This is a genomic window from Erythrobacter donghaensis (assembly GCF_002155425.1).
GTDB classification, from domain to species: domain Bacteria; phylum Pseudomonadota; class Alphaproteobacteria; order Sphingomonadales; family Sphingomonadaceae; genus Erythrobacter; species Erythrobacter donghaensis.
This window is the reverse complement of sequence record NZ_MUYG01000011.1, coordinates 159,746-177,895: the sequence shown is the minus strand read 5'-3', so window position 1 is coordinate 177,895 and position 18,150 is coordinate 159,746. Positions and strand designations below refer to the sequence as shown.

The window sequence follows — 18,150 nt, the reverse complement described above, 5'->3', positions numbered from 1 at the left end:
GCGCCTTGCGCGGGCAGACGATGCTGCGGCCATGCCGGCAATCGAGCGCGCGGCGGCGGTGGCCTTTGCCGGCGAACCCGCAATCGACCCTGCCCGCACCCGTTCCGAGGCGGACTATGCCCGCCTGATCCGCCGCGGCCATTCGCTGGTGGCCCATGTGGGCGAGACGATGGTGGGGTTCCTTGTCGCTCAGCCCTTCAGCCGCGAATTGCACATCTGGGAAATGGACGTCGCCCCCGCCTATCAGCGACGCAGGATCGGGGCCGGGCTGGTGCGCGCCGCGATGATCGACGCGCGCAACACCGGCTTCAAGGCGCTCACCCTCACTACCTTCCGCGATCTGGCGTGGAACGGTCCCTTCTATGCGCGGCTGGGCTTCGAGGAAGTCACCGCGCTCGACGCGCATCCGCGGCTGGCGGGCGAGCTGGCGAACGAAGTGGAAGACGGCCTCCCCGCCGATCGCCGCTGCGCGATGATCTGTTTTCTGGATTGAGGGCCGCAAGTCCCTCCCTGTCCCGCAGGGATGGGGAGGTGGCCGCGCGTCAGCGCGGTCGGAGGGGCAATGCGGTTGGGTCATCCCCCTCCGTCACGCGCCTGCGGCGCGCGCCACCTCCCCATTGCTTCGCAACGGGGAGGGACTTGGCAACTACGCCCGCGTCCCCATCGTGCTCTTCGCGATCCGGCCCACAAGCACCAGCATCCCGGGATGGTTCGCCCCTTCGTAGGTCGAGCCCGTGCCGAGTTCGCGCGCCAGACGACGGTGCGCTTCGGGCAGGTCGTGATAGGGCATTGATGGCATCAGGTGGTGCAGCGCGTGATAGCGCAGGCCGACCGGCGCCCAGATTTCCGCAGCCAGTCCCGGCGGCGGGACATTGACCGAATCGAGGAACTGCGCGGTCACCGTCATCGCCTCGCCCTCGTTCTCCCACAGGTGGGCGACGAGCGTGCGCAGCTGGTTGAGCAGCGCGGTCAGCGAGAGGATCGCCAGCGCGGTGGCGAGCGGCTGCCAGCCGATCACGAAGGAGCTGCCGATCAGCGCCCACGACCACACGAACACCCCGGCCTCCTGCCAGCGCACGCGGCCGATGAAGTCGCCCTCGGGCGGGCGGCGGCGGAATTCGGGGTTGATCGACAGCGCCGAGAATCGCTCCCACGTGAAGGTCCGCACCGCCGGGATCAGCGCCCCCAGCGGCACAAGCACCGCCGCGCGCACGATCAGCGCCACTGGCGCGAGGATCGCGACAGCCACGAACAGCGGCAGGCTCCACGGCTTCATCAGCGCCAGCGGCAAATATTCGGGATCTTCCACCGTGCCATATTGCGTGCGCTTGTGGTGGATAGTGTGAACGCCTTCATACATGAAGCTCGGCGTCAGCAAGGGCACGCCGACCAGCAGATTCCAGCCCGTGCGGAAGCCCGGCAGCGCATCGCGGTGGATATGGGTCAGCTCGTGAATGAACATCAGCGCGCGGTAGAGCGCCAGCGCCGCGACCAGCCCCGCCACGATCTGCACGGCAACGTTGGCGCTCAGGATCGCGACCGCAATTCCGGCATAGCCCACGCCTGCCGAGATCAGCATGTCGGGCCAGTAAATGCCGGGCTTGGCCTCGCCCAGCCCCTTGGTCAGATCGCGCACGGCGCGCAGCATCGCCTTGTCGTCCTCAGCCATGAACTGGGCGCGGGTGGCCTTTTGCGGCGGAGCGGGGATGGTCTGATGCATGGTCATCGGCATGAATTCCTGAGGCTCGCCCTAGCCGAAAACAGGGGCCAGGCCAAACGCGGGTTGTTGGTGACAGTGATCGACAGCCTTGCGCGAATGGCGCGGTGGCGACACAGACACCTTGATCAAGCGCAAATACGAGGATGGCGGCGTGACGGATGTGCTGGCCCGTGAGGCAGAAATAAGGATCGAACCGGTCAACGACAAGCGCCAGCGCGCCGCTTTCGTCGACCTGGGGCGGGCCTTTTCCGATCGCCTTGAGCATTTCGTGCCGCAGATCCGTTCCGAACAGCTCGAACTGGTCGATCCCGCGAAGAACCCCTTCTTCGGCCATGCGCGGGTGCAATTGTTCATGGCGATGCGCGCAGGCAAGCCGGTCGGGCGGATTTCGGCCCATATCGACGAACTGGCGCTGGCCATGCCTGCCGAACAGGGCTTCGGCCCCGGCACCGGCTTTTTCGGCTATTTCGATGCCGAGGATGAAGACGTCGCCCGCGCACTGTTGGCAGCCGCCGAGGCCTGGCTGGCGGGCGAGGGAATGACGCGGGTGATCGGCCCGATCTCGCTGTCGATCTGGGAGGAACCCGGCCTGCTGGTGAAGGGGCAGGAGCACCCGCCGATGATGATGATGGGCCACCACCCCGCGCATTATGCCGGCTGGATCGAGGCGGCGGGCTTCACGCGCGTCAAGACGCTCTACACCTACGATCTCAATATCACTCACGGGTTCGGCCCGCTCGTCCAACGCTTGGTCCAGTCGGGGCAACGCAATGAGCGGATCAATGTCCGCCGGGTCGATAAAAGCCGCTGGGACGAAGAAGTCGCGACGATCCTGGCGATCCTCAATGATGCATGGTCGGATAATTGGGGCTTTGTGCCCTTCACCCCCGCCGAAGTCGCCTATGCCGGCAAGAAGCTGCGGGCTATCATCCACGAAGAGCTGAACATGATCGCGGAAGTCGATGGCCGCCCGGTGGCTTTCATGCTGACGTGGCCAGATGCGAACAGCGCTTTGGCCAAGATCAAGGGCAAGCTGTTCCCGTTCGGCTGGTTCCACATGCTGCGCTGGTTGCGCCATCCCAAGGGCGCAGGGATGCGGGTGCCGCTGATGGGGGTGCTGAAAGAACTCCACAACACCCGCATGGCCGGAACGCTCGCCTTCATGATGATCGAGGCGATCCGGCTCGAGGCGACGACCAAGTTCCAATCGACCCACGGCGAGCTGGGCTGGGTGCTGGAAGACAACCAGGGCATGGTCGCGATCGCCGACACGATCCAGAGCAAGATCAACCGCGAATATGCGATCTACGGGCGCAAGCTTGGTTGATTGAGCCACCTTCGGTGGCGCAGACCTCCCGCCCCTCCTCCCCACCCGGCCACCAATGATACCATCATGCTATGGTGGCCGGGTGGGGAGGAGGGGCGGGAGGTCTGCATCGCGCGCAAGCGCGATGTGCAGAAAAAAGGCCTCCGCTGCTAAGCAGCGGAGGCCTTTCGGGATCGTATCACCAGCCGCTTGGACGGGAGGGGGGTCTCGGCGGTGACAAAAGCTAAATGCGCCAGTGAAATCGCGGTTCCCGTAGCGGCAAGAATTTTTTTCATGCCTCTGCATTTTTGCAAGAACCTGCGGGAATCGAACATCTTACGAGATAACCGCGACGGCGCAGCGGGGAACCGCTATGGCCGTGATTCGGTTGTCGGAGCAGTGCCGAACGGGCCGCTCGGAACGAATTGAGGAGAGACCGATGTCGCTTGGAAGCCAGATTGCCGCAAACCTGCCGTTCCTGCGCCGCTATGCCCGCGCGCTGACCGGGTCGCAGGCAAGCGGCGATGCCTTCGTGCGCGAGATGCTTGAAGCGGTGCTGGCGGATGACGCATTGCGCGCCAGCCTCGCGGGTGGTCGGGTGCCGCTCTACCGCGCCTTCAGCAAGGTCTGGGCGAGCGCCTCGGGCCCGCTGGCGACGGGCGAGACCACCAGCGAGCACGAGGCCGGGGCGCAGGCGCGGCTCGGCACGATCACGCCGCCCGCGCGTCAGGCGCTGCTGCTGACCACGCTGGAAGACTTCACCACCGCCGAAGCCGCCGCCATCCTCGAGCGCACGCCGGACGAGATCAAGGACATGGTCGCCGAAGCCATCGCCGACATCGAGCGTGAACAGGCAACCAGTGTGCTGATCATCGAGGACGAACCGCTGATCGCGATGCAGCTGGAAGACCTCGTCACCAGCATCGGCCACACGGTCAGCGGCACTGCCGCAACCCGCACCCAGGCCCGCGCGGCGGTGGCCGAGGCGATGCCGGGGCTGGTGCTGGCCGACATCCAGCTGGCCGACGGATCATCGGGACTGGACGCGGTGGACGATATCCTCGCCGTCGGATCGATGCCGGTGATCTTCATCACCGCCTATCCCGAACGCCTGCTGACCGGCGACCGGCCCGAGCCGACCTATCTGGTCACCAAGCCGTTTCAGGAAGCCACCGTGCGCGCGGCGATCAGCCAGGCATTGTTCTTCGGAAGCACAAGGCCTCTATAATTTAGCCACCTCCGGTGGCGCAGACCACCCGCCCCGCCTCCCCACCCGGCCACCAATGATACCATCATGCTATGGTGGCCGGGTGGGGAGGCGGGGCGGGTGGTCTGCATCGCGCGCTAGCGCGATCGTGAGAGCTAAGGCTTCACCACGTGCCGGTCGCCGTCCTTCTCGCGGATGCGGAAGTCGGTGGGGCGCCGCACCGGCACGCGCAACACGCAGCGCACGCCGCTGAGGGCGAAATCGAGCGTGACCGGCTGCCGCAATTCGTGCGCCACCACCTTCTCGATCAGCTCGGTGCCGAAGCCCCGGCGGCGCTCCTGCGCGACGAGAGGCCCGCCGGTTTCCTGCCATTCGACCTCGGCCCATCCGGTCTCGGTCGCGCAATCATCCCCGCGGCTCCAGCGGATCGTCACCTGTCCACCGGGCACGCTGAGCGCGCCGTACTTCGCCGCATTGGTCGCCAGTTCGTGCACCGCAAGGCCGAACGACAGCGCATCATTAGGGGCCAGTTCCAGATCGGGCCCTTCAAGCAGGATCGAATCCCCCAGCGCCTCGCGGAAATGCTGCAACTCCGCCTCGATCACCGCGCGGATCGGGGTGGTGCCCCAATCGGTCACGGTGAGCAGATCATGCGTCGCCGACAGCGCCCGGATGCGCCCTTCGAGACTGTCGGCGAAATCGTCGAGCCCGCTCGCCCGGCGGCGGGTCAGCGACAGGATCGACAGCACGTTGGCGAGCGTGTTCTTGACCCGGTGGTTGAGCTCCCGCGTCAGCGAATTGCGGATCGAGTGCTGTTCCTCGAAAAAGGCCAGCCGCGCCTGATCCTCGAACGCCTGCTGGGTCAGCAGCCGCGCCAGCAGCATCAGCAGGCTCGCCAGCGCGAGGCCGAACATCAGCGTCACCATCGACAGCGGCGAGAGCACCTGATGATCGGCATGCTCGATCACCAGCATCAGCTTGCGGTCGGCGATGGTGACTTCCTGCTCGACCGTCTCGCGCGCCGCATCGCTGATCGAATGGGCAACCAGCAGGTGCCCGGTCGAAACCTCGCCGTCATACAGCCGCACCCCGAACCCCCCGGCCCCTTCGCGGTCGATCGCGGCATCGAGAAACTCGCGCGCGCGGAACGGGGTATAGACGAAGCCAGACAGCCCGCGATCCTCGCTGCCCGAAAGGCGAAACACCGGCATGTAGATCGCGAAGGCGGGTGCAGCGGGGCTATTGTCGCGGCGCAGCATGATCCGCCCCGATGCGGCGGGGCGCAAAGTCACCTCGGCCTCGGCCATGGCGGCGGCGCGGGCGGGGTCGGAATACATGTCGTAGCCCAGCGCGCGCCGGTTGAGCGGGGTGTCGGGGGCGAACATCGCCACCGGCGCGATGCGACCGGTGTTGCTCGCAGGGACCGGGGTAATCGCCGGATAATCGGGCTGGCGCGCGCGGGTGCGGGCGAGGAAGCCGGGGAGATCGCGCGCCTCCAGCACCGGGATCCAGCCGATCCCTTCGGCCCCCGTATCGTCGGCATTGAGCTTGAGCGCGCGCACGAAGCTGTCGAAGGTCTCCGGGCTGACCTCGTCGACGCTCGCAAACAGTGCCGCGCCGGCACGCAGGTAGGAGGTGAAGCCGCTGCCCGACCGGTCGAGCGCGGCGGCGAGGCCTTGCGCATATTCGCGCATTTGCGCGTGTTCGCGGGCGCGGGCGTTGCTTTCGATCGCGAACACGCTGAGCGCGGTGATCGCGGCCAGCGCGATGAAGATCACCAGCGGGATCGCGCGCGGATACATCACCAGCCAGCGCCGCGCCCGGCGCGATGCGGGCGGCGGCGCGGCGGCCGGATCGGCATCGTGGCGGAGAGCAAGCGGTTCGATGGCGTTCATTTCCTGTCCGGGCGGGAGGCCCAAGCGTGGCAACAACTGGTGCGAATGGGCCGCTGGCGGAACCAAACTGGTAGCGCATCGTTCCCGAATCGTCCAAACTCGGCTCCTGCGGGTCTCGGCCGAAGGCATCCGGTCCGGCCCCGGCAGGCGAAGTGGCTCCCACTTTCGGGGCCCGGACTATGGGATCAGGGACGAAATCAGACCATCATGGCCGCACAACACAATCAGGGTGGAGCACATGGCGGGGGCGACGACGGCGCCCCGCGTCGCCCGCCCGAATGGGCTGATGGGCTCAAGCAGCTTTACGATTCGGTGGTCGAGGAAGCCCTGCCCGATAACTTCAAGGATCTGCTCGACCGGCTCGACAGCATCCCGCCCGCGCCATCCTCCGATGGCCCGGACAGCCGCGGATGAGCGAAGCGGACGCCACGGGCGAGAGGCGATCGGCCTCGGAAAAATCCGATTTCAAGCGTGAGCTGACCGAGGTGGTGCCGCATCTGCGCGCCTTTGCGCGGGGCCTGTGCGGCCGGCCCGACGTGGCCGACGATCTGGTGCAGGAAACGCTGCTCAAGGCCTGGGCGGCGCAGGAACGGTTCGAACCCGGCACCTCGATGCGCGCCTGGACCTTCGTGATCCTGCGCAATGCCTACCTCACCGACATGCGCCGCAACCGGTTTCGCGGCGAGTATGACGAAGGCGTCGCCGAACGCATCCTGACCGCGCCTGCCGGGCAGGAGGAGCCGATCCACCTGTCCGATCTCCACCGCGCCTTGCTGACCCTGCCCGCCGAACGGCGCGAGGCGCTGCTGCTGGTGGGCGCGGGCGGGTTTTCCTATGAAGAGGCCGCGGCGATCTGCGGCTGCGCTGTCGGCACGATCAAGAGCCGCGTCGGCCGCGCCCGCGCTGCGCTCAGCGAGATGCTGTCGAGCGGCGCGATTCCCCGCCGCTCCAGCGATGACGATGTCGCCCACCGCGCGATCCTTGAAGAGCTGGATACCGTGGCCTCGGGCAATGGGGTCAGTTCGCGGGGGTAGCAAATCCTACCGCCCCGCCCCGGACTTGATCCGGGGCCCAGCTTTTTCTTCCTTCGTCGTGAGTCAAAGGCAGCGGGGTCCCGGGTCAAGCCCGGGACGGGGAGACAGAAACAAGGCCCGGAAGCGTCTCCGCCCCGGGCCTTCGTCATTCCAATCCCGAAAAAATCAGGCGCCCGAAAAAATCAGGCGTAGGTCCATACCGTGCCGCGCGCGAGGTTTTCGCTGGCGAAGGCCCAGTTCAGCTTGTTCTCGACCACCGCGTCCAGATAGCTCGGGCGCTTGTTCTGGTGATCGAGGTAATAGGCGTGCTCCCACACGTCGAGCACCAGCAACGGATTGAAATCGCTGTCGGCGAGCGTGTCGGCATCGTGGGTTTCCTCGATCGAGAGCTTGCCGCCCTTTTCCGCCAGCCACACCCAGCCGCTGGCGAAGTGGCCCGCGCCGCGATCCTTGAGCTTCGCCTTGAGGTCGTCGACCGAACCGAAGGCATCGTTGATCTTGGCGACCAGTTCGTCCGAAGGCTCAGTCGTCGCCGGGGCCATCGAGTGCCAGTAGAAGGCGTGGTTCCAGGTCTGCGCCGAGTTGTTGAACAGCCCCTGGTTGCTGCCGCGCGATGCAGCAACGATCTCTTCCAGCGACTTGTCAGCGTGGGCGGTGCCTTCGATCGCGGCATTGGTCTTGTCGACATAGGCCTGATGGTGCTTGCCGTGGTGGAACGACAGGGTCTCGGCCGAAATCGCCGGGTCGAGCGCGGTGTCGGGATAGGGGAGCGGGGAAAGTTCGAAAGCCATGATGTCCTCCAGAGGCAGTGGTTGCGGGTTATGGTATGGTAACGCAGATCAGCGCGAATTGTTCATTCTTCAAGTCGGCTCTTGCGCACCGTCTGCCGCACGGTCAACCGCGCTGGTGACGGCGACATTCATGGTGACATTGCCGAGCGTGCGCATCAGATCGGGCAGCATCTCCACCGCGACCAGCAGCGCCAGCGGCTCGACCGGAACGCCCATCGCGAGCGCGATCGGCCCGATCGAGACGACGAAGCTGATCGATCCGGGCAGGCTCACCGCGCTGAGGCTGATGATGCTGGCGATCAGAATCCCGGCCACCGCGATGGCGGGCGAAATCTCGACCCCTGCGAGCGCGGCGATGTAATAGACCACCGCAAGGTTCATCGACGCGCTGGTGGCGCGGAAGATCACCACCGCCAGCGGCAGCACGAATTCGGACGTCGAGGGCCTGAGGCCCAGCCGTCCCGCGCTGTCCAGCATCGCGGGAAGGCTGGCGAGCGAGGACTGCGTCGACAGCGCCACCGCCTGCGCGGGCAGCACGGCGGTCGCAAAGCGCGGGCCAGTGCGACCGAGCGCGATGGCGATGACATAGGCCAGCAGCAGAACGAAGGTGCCCATCATCGTCACCGTAAGAACATAATGCCCCAGCGCGGCAAAGGCCCCGCCGCCGCTCTGCACGCCCACGCCATAGGCCAGCGCGAACACGCCGACCGGCGCGATGGCGAGCACCCAGCCGATGATCATCAGCATGACATTGCCCAGCGCATGGAAGAACCCCAGCAGCCGCTCGCTCTGATCTTCCGGCAGGCGGGTGATGGCGACCGCGAACATCACGAAGAACAGCGTCAGCGGCAGCATCGCGGTCTCGGCAGCGGCGGCGATGACGTTGGGCGACACCAGCGAGGCCATGAAGTCGAGCACGCCCGGCACCTCGCCCACATCCTGCGGACTGTCGGCCAGAAAGGCGCTCGCGCCCTGGGGCACGGGAAAGGCCTTGAGCAGCGCGGGCATGAACAGCGCGGTAAAGGCCCCGCCCGCCAGCTGCACCGCAACCATCACCGCCAGCATCCGCCGCGCCGCCGTGCCGACGCGCGCGGCGAAGATCATCTGGACGAGGCCCAGCACCAGCAGCGCCGCAACCAGCGGGATGATCGTCATCTGCAATGCGCGCAGCCACAGCCCGCCGACAAGCCCGGCGATCTCGGTGACGATGGCGGGCGCGCCGCTCGCCGCGCCGATGATCCCGGCCAGCAAACCGCCGACCAGCGCGGCGAAGGTCAACGCGACCGGCAGGCGGATCGATACCAGCGCAAACTTGCCCTGCCCGCCCCCGTCGGCTGCGGGTTGTGTGCTTTCACTTTCCAGCAATGGCCTATCCTTAAACGGGCTGCGCGCCCTTCCCTTCGGGCGATAACCGCGCCAGAAGCGGGAGACAATCGTGAGGGCGGGATAAGGTCTAAGATTGATGACACGCAAGCTGTTCGGCACCGACGGGATCAGGGGCCGCACCAATGCCGGCGCGATGACTGCGGCCATGGCAATGAAGGTCGGGCAGGCCGCGGGCCGCCATTTCGTGCGCGGCGGGCACCGGCACCGCGTGGTGATCGGCAAGGATACGCGCCTGTCGGGCTACATGATGGAAAGCGCGCTGGTGGCGGGCTTCACCAGCGTCGGGATCGACGTGATCATGACCGGGCCGCTCCCCACGCCCGCCATCGCGCTGTTGACCCGCGAGATGCGCGCCGACCTCGGCGTGATGATCTCGGCCAGCCATAACCTCTTTGCCGATAACGGGATCAAGCTGTTCGGCCCCGACGGGTTCAAGCTTTCCGACGAAGCCGAGATCGAGATCGAGCGGCTGATCGACACCGACATCCCGCTCGCCCCTGCCGAGCTGATCGGCCGCGCGCGCCGGATCGAGGATGCGCGTGGGCGCTATATCCACGCGGTCAAGCAATCGGTCGCAGCCGAACTCCGGTTCGATGGCCTCAAGGTGGTGGTCGATTGCGCCAATGGCGCGGCCTATCAGGTGGCACCCTCTGCCATCTGGGAATTGGGAGCCGATGTCGTGGCGCTTGGCGTCACGCCCAACGGCACCAACATCAACGACGGCGTCGGCTCCACCGCGATCGCCGCATTGCAGGCCAAGGTGGTCGAGGAAGGCGCGGATATCGGCATTGCGCTGGATGGCGATGCCGACCGGCTGATCGTGGTCGACGAGAAAGGCCGCGCGGTCGATGGCGACCAGATCATGGCTTTGATCGCGGGGCGAATGCAGGATCGCGGCAGCCTCACCGGCGGCGGGATCGTGGCGACGGTGATGAGCAACCTCGGGCTTGAACGCTATCTGGGTGGCCGCGGGCTCGATCTGGTGCGCGCCAAGGTGGGCGACCGCTATGTGCTCGAGGCGATGAAGGCGGGCGGCTACAACGTCGGCGGCGAGCAGTCGGGCCACATGATCCTGCTCGATTACGCCACCACCGGCGACGGCACCGTGGCCGCGTTGCGGGTGCTCGCGAGCCTGGTGCGCAGCGGCAAGCCCGCGAGCGAACTGCTCCACGTCTTCGACCCCGTGCCGCAGCTGCTCAAGAACGTGCGCTACGAAGGCGGCAAGCCGCTCGAAAACGCGCAGGTGCAGGCGGTAATCGCCGAGGCCGAGGCGAGCCTTGCGGGCAAGGGCCGCCTCGTCATCCGCCCCTCGGGCACCGAGCCGGTGATCCGCGTGATGGCCGAGGGCGACGATCAGGGCCAGGTCGAACAGGTGGTCGACGCCATCTGCGAAGCCGTGCGCGCGGCGGTCTGAGGAGGCTTAACGATGCTCGAAATGCGCCCCGATTGCGAAATGTGCGGCGCGGGCCTGCCGGCCGAGGCACCCGGTGCCTTCATCTGCTCGTTCGAATGCACCTTCTGCGCCGAATGCGCCGAGGATCTGGACGACCGCTGCCCCAATTGCGGCGGCGAACTGATGGACCGCCCGACGCGCGCTAAGACGCTCCACGCGAAATATCCGCCGAGCACGGAGCGCAAATACAAGGGCTAAGCCACAGCAGCGCGCCTCTTAGGAAATACGTGTCCAGCCCCCGCGTAGTCCACGAATTTTCAACGATTTTTCAGCAAAACCAACATGCAAGCCATGGGGGTCGCACTTTATATTGTTGATCGACGAAATCGCGGGACAAGACGCAAGACACGTGGGCCGCGCGCCGGCGAGCAAGCTGACGATCACGGTGCGCGAGCTGCTGCACATGCGGGTCGAGCTCGGATGGCGCGCGCATATCGAGCCGGTCGCCGACTTGCTGGCCAGTGGCCGCGCGGCTCCTGATTCGCATGAAGCGCGGCTCAATCGCGGGACTGAAAACGGCGTGCGCGGCTTCTTCTCCGCCGAGACCTGCGCGGTGCCCGAGCGCCGCCTCGAGACCATGTGCGCCGCCGCCGAACAGGCGTTTCTCGACCAGCGCATCTTCGTTCTGCTCGATGACCGGCAGGCCGAAAGCCTCGACCAAGTGATCGAGGTCGAACGCACCGGCGCTGCAACCTTCCTGCTTCTCACCCCGCTTCAGGGAGGCTGATGTGAACGTGTTCGGCAAGATTTTCGGCAAAGCCCAGCCCACGTCTTCGGCCCCGCGCGAATTCGTCGATATGCTGGGACGCTTCGCCCGCACGGTGGAGGAAGCGGCGCAGGGGCGTGAAAGCGATGCCGGCTCGCTCGCCCGAGAGGTGCGGGCTGAACTGGTGAGGCTGGGCGTGGACGTGCATGGGCTGAACAATGCGCGTCGCACCATTGCGGCGCGGATCGGCATAGGGCGTCATCCGGCAGAGGTCGCTGCCGAGCTTTACACCGGCTTCGTGCTCTTCGATGCGCGCCTCTTCGGCTATAGCCAGAACCCGGCCACTACCTACAAGTTCATCTATGATGATTTTGCGGGCCAGGTGCTGCGCGGTGATGACAACTGGGCGCTGGCCCCGGCGCTTTGCGCCCGCGCGCTGCGCACCGCGCTGCGCTTGGCCGCAGAGGTGGAATTGCACCGCTTCGGTTCGGGCCAGATCGTCACCCCGATCATCAGCCGCGCCATCGCCAGCGGCGATCCCATGCTGCGCGATCTGGTGCGCGATCTGATCGAGGCGGTCGTTTCGAGCGAGCCCAACCGTATCCCCTATGTGCTGGACGAGGCCGACAAGTGGCGCGATATCGCCGGTTTCGCGCGCAGCGAAATCCCGACGCTGGCAGCGCAGGATGCCAAGGCGCCCGACCTTGAATCGATGCGCGAAGCTCTGTTCAGAGAGGCTGGCGAACCCCTCGCGACGCTCCTCCGCTTTGCGCTCAATGGCGAATTGTCGATTTACGGGTCGATCAAGGGCGGTGCCTGGGATGAGTTGATGGCGCAGGACAAGGCGGCGCGCGGGCGCGCGCTGGCGGTGCTGCTGGACCGGATCATGCCCGGAGATACCTATCAGCCCCATGCGAAGCTGACCCGCCATCGCGGGCGCTGGGCGCATGAATATGGCAAGAACGCGCAGCCCGGCGCGGCGCCGCTCGATCGGCTCGCTCTTGAGATCGCCAAGCGCGCGCACGATTTGCCCGATCCCGACAAGACCCATGCACAGCTGGCAAGCCTGATGGCGCAGCGCAGCAAATATCTGCGCGAAACCAATCGCAATCTCCTGAAGACGCTGCTCAAGACCGCGGTCGCTCACCCCCGCGGCAAGACCGCGGCCGCGCTTGAAAGGCTGGCGAACACCGGGGTCACGATCCAGTGGAAGCCCGAGGTCGAAAAGGCGCTGCGCGAGGCGCGACGTCAGGCCGAGGGCGGCCCCCAGCCTGCGGCCGAAAGCATCCGCCCGCTGCCTGATATCGTGATCGGCGATTACCGCCATATCGACAAGTTCCGGGCCTATTGCGGCGATCTGTTCGACCCGCGGCTTTATGACGAGCCGCATGATTCCTACCTCCGCGCCATCGCCAGCTTCGGCAACATGGTCGCCGAGGCGCAGGCCGCAGGCGAGCCAAATGCGGGGATCGGCCCAGCGGTCATGGCCGCCATGCGCGCCGAGGGCTTTGCCGTGACCGTGCCGCAAGGCGCGCGGCCAGAGCATTTCATCATCCATGCCCATGAATTCTTCGCCGCTGCGCTCGACGCGTATGAACTGCGTGAAACCCTGAAGGCCGCCATGCGCAACGATCCCGATCTGCTGCACGAACTCGCGGTGTTGGTGGGCCAGGTGGCGGGCAAGGCGGCACCGGGGCCCAAATGGATCGCCCAGGCCCGCGCGCTGGTGGCCAAGCTTCCCACCGAAGTGTGGATCGACCGCCTGCGTCAGGCGACCGCCAACGAGCTGCGCGGCCGGGGCGGCAGCAGCTCTGAAAACTACATCCGCACCCTGATCTATGGCGCGGCCTTCCTCCCGCCCGAAGACGTCGGCCCGCTGCTGGTGCAATACGCGCTTAAGAAGTGCTACGTGACCGAGCCCGGCATCGGCATCCGCAGCGAAAAGCTCGGGAATGCCTGCGTCTGGGCGCTTGCGAACCTGCCCGACGGGGCGGGCGTGCCCTATCTGGCGCGGATTCTGGCGCGGACGAAATATCCCAAGATCCGCAAGAAGATCGACGAGCAGCTCAACGCCGCCGCTTCTGCCGCAGGCGTCTCGCGCGCCGATCTCGATGAAGTGATGGTGCCGACGCACGATCTCGATGCCGAGGGTCGCCGCGTAGTCGCTTTCGAGAACGGCACCGCCACGCTCATCGCTGAAGGCAGCAGCGCCCGGATCGACTGGGCCAATGCCGAGGGCAAGCCGGTCAAGGCCGCCACCACCGCGATGAAGGCCGAAAAGGCGCTGATGAAGGCGCTTCAGGCCGATCTCAAGGAGCTGCAGGCCGACCTTGCGATCCAGCCGCAGCGCCTCCAGCGGCTCTATCTTCAGGACCGCAGCTGGCCTGCCGAGGTGTGGCGCGAGCGCTATCTGGAACAGCCCCTGATGCGCGGCTTCGCGCGGCGGCTGGTGTGGCAGATCGAGCGCGAGGGCCATGCCCCCCTCACCGCGCTGCCCGATGCGGCAGGCGCGGGCCTGTGGGATTGCGCCGGCGCGCCCGCGGCGCTGGACAGCGCGACCATCCGCCTGTGGCACCCGATGATGAGCCCGGTCGAAGAGGTCGAGGCGTGGCGCCTGCGGCTCGAGGAACTGCGCGTCACTCAGCCCTTCGCGCAGGCCTGGCGCGAGGTTTACGCCCTCACCGATGCCGAGCGCGCCACCGCGACCTATTCGAACCGCTGGGCCGCGCATATCCTCAAGCAGCAGCAGGCGATGAACCTGGCCCGGATCAACGGCTGGACCGTCACCGGCCGGGTGTGGTTCGACACGGCCAATGACCAGCCGTGGCACCTCCACATGCCCGAACACGGGCTGGTCGCCGAATATTGGGTCGAAGGCGCGGGCGGGGACGATCCCGAGACCACCGACAGCGGCGCCTATGCCTATGTGAACACCGACCGCGTGACCTTCTTCCGGGCGACACCCGGTGCTGCCGACAGCGCGCGCGGGCCGAGCACGGGCGACCCGCTGCCGCTGGCGGGCATTCCGCCGGTGGTGTTCTCCGAGGTGATGCGCGCCTGCGACCTGTTCACCGCAGTCGCCTCGATCGCCGCCGATCCGACCTGGCTCGACCGCGGGCAGGAGGCGCAGCATCCGAGCCAATGGGGGCAGACGACCGATGCCTATTGGCGCAACGTCAACACCGGCGATCTGGTCGAATCCGGCAAGCGCCGCCACGCGATGCTAGCGCGGATCGTCCCGCGGCTGGCGATTGCCGACAAGCTCTCGCTCAGCGACAAGGCGCTGGTGGTCAAGGGCACCCGCCACACCTACGAGATCCATCTCGGATCGGGCGCAGCCTCGCGGAGCGGACGGCACATCTGCATCGTGCCGAAGAACACCGCTCCGGCCGACAAGGTGTGGCTGCCCTTCGAAGGCGACCGGACGCTGTCGATCATCATCTCCAAAGCGGTGCTGCTGGCGGCGGACGACACAATCACCGACCCGGTCATCATCGCGCAGATCTGACAAGTGCCGCGATCAGCCCGGGTGCGCAGATTAGCCGCAGGCCGCTCCGCGCTGCGATCCCGCGAGCCTTCATGTGGTCGGATAGCAGCGAAACGGGTGCCGTGTGCCGCCCGGGCTTGCTATGGCGCATGGCATGACCACGTCCCAGCCATCCGCCCCTCCGCCTCGCATCCTCTCCATCGCCGGGTCCGATAGCTCGGGCGGTGCGGGGATTCAGGCCGATATCAAGACCGTCACCATGCTCGGCGGCTATGCCATGACCGCTGTCACCGCGATCACCGCGCAGAACACGGTCGGAGTGCAGGGCATCACCGCCGTCGCGCCCGCCATGGTCGCGCAGCAAATCGCTTCGTGCATCGAGGATATCGGGGTGGACGCGATCAAGATCGGGATGCTCGCCGATCCGCAGGTGATCGCTGCCGTGGCCGATGCGCTGGAGGGGGTCGCGGCGCCGATCGTGCTCGACCCGGTGATGATCGCCACCAGCGGCGCGGAGCTGGTCGGGCCCGACGCGGTGGCGGCGCTGCGCGAGCGCCTGTTTCCGCGCGCGGCGCTGATCACCCCCAATCTGCCCGAACTGGCACATCTCGCAGGCCGCCCGCTCCCCAGACACGAAGCGATGATCGCAGCCGCCGAGGAACTGGCCGAGGCAAGCGGCACGGCGGTGCTGGCGAAGGGCGGCCACGCCGGGGGGGAGCGCATTTCCGACGTGCTCTACCTGCCCGCCACCGAGCAGAGCGGTGCCCGCATCGTTTCTTTCGACCACGCCCGCATCGACACCCGCCATACCCATGGCACGGGCTGCACGCTGTCATCGGCGATTGCGACGCTTCTGGGCCATGGCCTGCCGCTGGAACACGCGGTCAGGCTTGCGCGGCAATTCGTGCTCCGCGCGATCGAAGCGGCCCCGGGGTTCGGCGCGGGCCATGGCCCGCTGGGGCATCAGTCAGTGAGGTCGGTGGACTCGCGGATTTCGTAGAATTCGCAGATGCAGGCCCAGGCCTCCTCGGCGGTCTCGCACCACGTGAACAGGTCGAGATCGCTCTTCGAGATCGTGCCTTCCTCGGCCAGCGCCTCGAAATCGATCACGCGGGTCCAGAAATCCTTGCCGAACAGGATGATCGGGATCGGCTTCATCTTGCCGGTCTGGATCAGGGTGACGAGCTCGAAAAACTCGTCGAAGGTCCCGAACCCGCCGGGGAACACCGCCACCGCGCGGGCGCGCAGCAGGAAGTGCATCTTGCGCAGCGCGAAATAGTGGAACTGGAAGCTCAGATAAGGCGTCACATAGGGATTGGGCGCCTGTTCGTGCGGCAGCACGATGTTGAGCCCGATCGATTCGCTCCCCGCGTCCGACGCGCCGCGGTTGCCCGCCTCCATGATCGACGGCCCGCCGCCGGTCGTGACGACGAACTGGCGCTCACCATTCTCGATGATGCCCTTCTCGCTGACCAGCCGCGCGAGGCGATAGGCCTCCTCGTAATACTTGGCCTTTTCGGCGAGGCGTGCGGCGACCTTCTGGTCGTATTCGCTGCCGTCCTTTGCCGCTTCGACGCGCGCCTCGGCCTGCGCCGGGCTGGGGATGCGGGCCGAGCCGTACATCACCAGCGTCGATCCGACGCGCGCTTCGTCGAGCAGCATTTCGGGCTTCAGCAATTCCAGCTGGAAGCGCACCGGGCGCAGCTCGTCGCGCAGCAGGAAGTCGGTGTCGCGGAAAGCGAGCTTGTAGGCGGGGTGCGCGGTCTGCGGGGTGCGCTCGGGCGCGCCCTCGGCAAAGCGGGTTTCTTCGCCCGCGCGGTAAAACTTGCGGTCTGTCAGGTCTTTTTCGGTCATGCTCTGCCCCCTAATCGGGGCCGGTGAGCGCCGCAACCGATTTGGCCGCAAGGGCAGCGCGGGATCAATCGGCCAGTGCGGGCGAACGCAGGGCAGGCGCGGTGGTGGGCACTCGCAGAGGCTCAGCCGCCAGCAGATCGCCGAAGGTCAGCGGCTGCGCGGTCAGGGTCGGGTGCGGCGAATAGCCATCGTGCCAGTATTTGTGCTCGATCACGTCGCGCGCGATGCTCATCCCGAAGAACCGCCGGGGCTGGAGGGAGCGGTTGTCGGGCCCGGCGTGGAGCAGATCGCTGCGATAGAGAATAACCGAGCCCTTGCGCGGCGCGGTCTGCACCAGCGGGAACCGCTCATCGAGCAACCGGCGCTGACGCAGCAATCGCCATAGGGTGCGCGGGCCGAGATGGCGCAGGCTGAACTGCGCGTTCTTGCCGGTGAGGTAGCGCAGCAGATTGGGCTGATGCTGATCCCACTGCGCCGAGAACACCCGGTCCCGGAACTCCCCCGGTGCGAGCGGGGTCGCGGCGTCCTTTCGCATCCCCCAGACTTTTGCGAGATTGTGGCGGAAGATGCGCGCGTTCCAGCGGGTGCGCAGCAGCTCCATCTGGCCATAGGCCCCGCCGCCGTGGCGGTTGTCCGCGCCGCCATACATATGCGTGCCCGGCACGAACACCGTGCCGCCCTGCTCCGCCGACACATCCTCGACCGCGGCGAACAGGCTGATGACGCCCATCGGGTCGCGGTGGATATATTGGTGCGAGGAGCCGCGATAGCTGGTGAAGGTCGCCACCTCGAGGAGCGGGCGGGTGCGGCCGCAATATTCGCCCAGCACCCCTTCGAGCCGCTGAGCGAGCATCGCCGCAAAGCCGATCACCTCTGGGCTGGAGGGCAGCGAACAGAAATCGCGGCGCAGGTAGCGGTTGTCGGTCTCGCTGGCGAAGGCGCTGTGGCTGCGATCGGGATCAGTGATGGTCCGGCGCATCAGATCGAGCCCGGTCGCAGCTTCGGAATTGGATAGCAGGCCAGTGAGGATCACCAGCCCGTGGCGGTCCATCATCGCTAGGGCCGAATTGACGCAAGCCGGTGCCAGCCGCCCGGACTCGTCGAGCACGGCGGGCACCTCGAGCGCGGATGTGTCACTGGAAACCTTAAGCGCTTTCATCCCACCTTGCCTCGTTGCCCCCGCATGCATGGGGCGATCCTTCGCGCGCTGGAGCATGGCACGGGATGTTCTCAATCGGGTTAATGGGCCGATTTTGGCGGGGGCGCAGGCCACGCAAATGGCTCTCCGCAAAGACCTAACAGCACTTGTAA

16 protein-coding genes are annotated in these 18,150 nt (G+C 66.6%); 10 read left to right on the top strand and 6 right to left on the bottom strand.

The window, feature by feature from the left end; genetic code table 11:
• Positions 1 to 31 precede the first annotated feature (31 nt).
• Entirely contained in the window at positions 32 to 493 is a 462-nt protein-coding gene (locus BZF59_RS12445; RefSeq protein ID WP_086609191.1) for a GNAT family N-acetyltransferase, read from the top strand.
• Between the two features lie 153 nt (positions 494 to 646).
• On the opposite strand, the gene BZF59_RS12440 is transcribed toward BZF59_RS12445, so the two are convergent.
• Positions 647 to 1,726: a fatty acid desaturase family protein gene (locus BZF59_RS12440; protein WP_086609190.1), complete on the bottom strand. Its 1,080-nt coding sequence runs from the start codon at positions 1,724 to 1,726 to the stop codon at positions 647 to 649.
• Between the two features lie 115 nt (positions 1,727 to 1,841).
• On the opposite strand from BZF59_RS12440, the gene BZF59_RS12435 reads away from it, so the two are divergent.
• Positions 1,842 to 3,047 carry an N-acetyltransferase gene (locus BZF59_RS12435; RefSeq protein WP_086609189.1) on the top strand — a complete coding sequence of 402 codons (1,206 nt, stop codon included), beginning with the start codon at positions 1,842 to 1,844 and terminating at the stop codon, positions 3,045 to 3,047.
• 418 nt (positions 3,048 to 3,465) lie between these two features.
• On the top strand, positions 3,466 to 4,254 hold the full coding sequence (locus BZF59_RS12430; RefSeq protein WP_086608591.1) for a response regulator: 789 nt from the start codon (positions 3,466 to 3,468) through the stop codon (positions 4,252 to 4,254).
• A 134-nt stretch (positions 4,255 to 4,388) separates the two neighbouring features.
• Here BZF59_RS12430 and BZF59_RS12425 read toward each other — a convergent pair whose 3' ends face one another.
• Positions 4,389 to 6,128: a CHASE domain-containing protein gene (locus tag BZF59_RS12425; protein WP_086608590.1), complete on the bottom strand. Its 1,740-nt coding sequence runs from the start codon at positions 6,126 to 6,128 to the stop codon at positions 4,389 to 4,391.
• Positions 6,129 to 6,335: 207 nt separating this feature from the next.
• On the opposite strand from BZF59_RS12425, the gene BZF59_RS12420 reads away from it, so the two are divergent.
• The gene (locus BZF59_RS12420) at positions 6,336 to 6,542 is read left to right on the top strand and encodes a NepR family anti-sigma factor (protein ID WP_086608589.1); all 207 of its coding nucleotides are present in this window, start codon (positions 6,336 to 6,338) and stop codon (positions 6,540 to 6,542) included.
• The gene (locus BZF59_RS12415; protein ID WP_086608588.1) at positions 6,539 to 7,162 is read left to right on the top strand and encodes a sigma-70 family RNA polymerase sigma factor; all 624 of its coding nucleotides are present in this window, start codon (positions 6,539 to 6,541) and stop codon (positions 7,160 to 7,162) included. Before BZF59_RS12420 ends, BZF59_RS12415 begins: the two co-directional genes overlap by 4 nt.
• Before the next feature lie 182 nt (positions 7,163 to 7,344).
• Here the strand turns inward: BZF59_RS12415 and BZF59_RS12410 are convergent, their stop codons facing one another.
• A complete protein-coding gene (locus tag BZF59_RS12410; protein ID WP_086608587.1) occupies positions 7,345 to 7,953 on the bottom strand; it encodes a superoxide dismutase in 609 nt (202 codons plus the stop codon).
• 69 nt (positions 7,954 to 8,022) lie between these two features.
• Positions 8,023 to 9,318 (bottom strand): dicarboxylate/amino acid:cation symporter, encoded by a 1,296-nt coding sequence (locus BZF59_RS12405; RefSeq protein ID WP_086608586.1) that lies wholly within the window; start codon positions 9,316 to 9,318, stop codon positions 8,023 to 8,025.
• A 97-nt stretch (positions 9,319 to 9,415) separates the two neighbouring features.
• Between BZF59_RS12405 and glmM the strand changes: the two genes are divergently transcribed.
• From glmM to thiD, 5 genes are all read left to right on the top strand, one after another.
• Positions 9,416 to 10,753 carry a phosphoglucosamine mutase gene (glmM, locus tag BZF59_RS12400; RefSeq protein WP_086608585.1) on the top strand — a complete coding sequence of 446 codons (1,338 nt, stop codon included), beginning with the start codon at positions 9,416 to 9,418 and terminating at the stop codon, positions 10,751 to 10,753.
• Between the two features lie 12 nt (positions 10,754 to 10,765).
• Positions 10,766 to 10,990 carry a DUF1272 domain-containing protein gene (locus tag BZF59_RS12395; protein ID WP_086608584.1) on the top strand — a complete coding sequence of 75 codons (225 nt, stop codon included), beginning with the start codon at positions 10,766 to 10,768 and terminating at the stop codon, positions 10,988 to 10,990.
• A 151-nt stretch (positions 10,991 to 11,141) separates the two neighbouring features.
• On the top strand, positions 11,142 to 11,519 hold the full coding sequence (locus BZF59_RS12390) for a hypothetical protein (RefSeq protein ID WP_143738165.1): 378 nt from the start codon (positions 11,142 to 11,144) through the stop codon (positions 11,517 to 11,519).
• A 1-nt stretch (position 11,520) separates the two neighbouring features.
• On the top strand, positions 11,521 to 15,006 hold the full coding sequence (locus BZF59_RS12385; RefSeq protein WP_086608582.1) for a DUF4132 domain-containing protein: 3,486 nt from the start codon (positions 11,521 to 11,523) through the stop codon (positions 15,004 to 15,006).
• Between the two features lie 133 nt (positions 15,007 to 15,139).
• Positions 15,140 to 15,985, top strand: a complete 846-nt coding sequence (thiD, locus tag BZF59_RS12380) for a bifunctional hydroxymethylpyrimidine kinase/phosphomethylpyrimidine kinase (protein WP_086609188.1) — start codon at positions 15,140 to 15,142, stop codon at positions 15,983 to 15,985.
• Here thiD and BZF59_RS12375 read toward each other — a convergent pair.
• Positions 15,949 to 16,839, bottom strand: coding sequence for an LOG family protein (locus BZF59_RS12375; RefSeq protein WP_086608581.1), 891 nt, complete (start codon positions 16,837 to 16,839; stop codon positions 15,949 to 15,951). The genes thiD and BZF59_RS12375 overlap by 37 nt on opposite strands.
• A gap of 64 nt (positions 16,840 to 16,903) precedes the next feature.
• Positions 16,904 to 17,998 (bottom strand): phytanoyl-CoA dioxygenase family protein, encoded by a 1,095-nt coding sequence (locus BZF59_RS16090; protein ID WP_158094317.1) that lies wholly within the window; start codon positions 17,996 to 17,998, stop codon positions 16,904 to 16,906.
• Positions 17,999 to 18,150: the final 152 nt, after the last annotated feature.

What these genes read in the sequence shown, in the direction of transcription:
- glmM (WP_086608585.1), top strand. Translation starts at nt 9,416, where the DNA reads ATGACACGCAAGCTGTTCGGCACCGACGGGATCAGGGGCCGCACCAAT.
- BZF59_RS12375 (WP_086608581.1), bottom strand. Translation starts at nt 16,839, where the DNA reads ATGACCGAAAAAGACCTGACAGACCGCAAGTTTTACCGCGCGGGCGAA.
- BZF59_RS12425 (WP_086608590.1), bottom strand. Translation starts at nt 6,128, where the DNA reads ATGAACGCCATCGAACCGCTTGCTCTCCGCCACGATGCCGATCCGGCC.
- BZF59_RS16090 (WP_158094317.1), bottom strand. Translation starts at nt 17,998, where the DNA reads ATGAAAGCGCTTAAGGTTTCCAGTGACACATCCGCGCTCGAGGTGCCC.
- BZF59_RS12395 (WP_086608584.1), top strand. Translation starts at nt 10,766, where the DNA reads ATGCTCGAAATGCGCCCCGATTGCGAAATGTGCGGCGCGGGCCTGCCG.
- BZF59_RS12440 (WP_086609190.1), bottom strand. Translation starts at nt 1,726, where the DNA reads ATGACCATGCATCAGACCATCCCCGCTCCGCCGCAAAAGGCCACCCGC.
- BZF59_RS12430 (WP_086608591.1), top strand. Translation starts at nt 3,466, where the DNA reads ATGTCGCTTGGAAGCCAGATTGCCGCAAACCTGCCGTTCCTGCGCCGC.
- BZF59_RS12445 (WP_086609191.1), top strand. Translation starts at nt 32, where the DNA reads ATGCCGGCAATCGAGCGCGCGGCGGCGGTGGCCTTTGCCGGCGAACCC.
- BZF59_RS12410 (WP_086608587.1), bottom strand. Translation starts at nt 7,953, where the DNA reads ATGGCTTTCGAACTTTCCCCGCTCCCCTATCCCGACACCGCGCTCGAC.
- BZF59_RS12420 (WP_086608589.1), top strand. Translation starts at nt 6,336, where the DNA reads ATGGCCGCACAACACAATCAGGGTGGAGCACATGGCGGGGGCGACGAC.
- BZF59_RS12415 (WP_086608588.1), top strand. Translation starts at nt 6,539, where the DNA reads ATGAGCGAAGCGGACGCCACGGGCGAGAGGCGATCGGCCTCGGAAAAA.
- thiD (WP_086609188.1), top strand. Translation starts at nt 15,140, where the DNA reads ATGACCACGTCCCAGCCATCCGCCCCTCCGCCTCGCATCCTCTCCATC.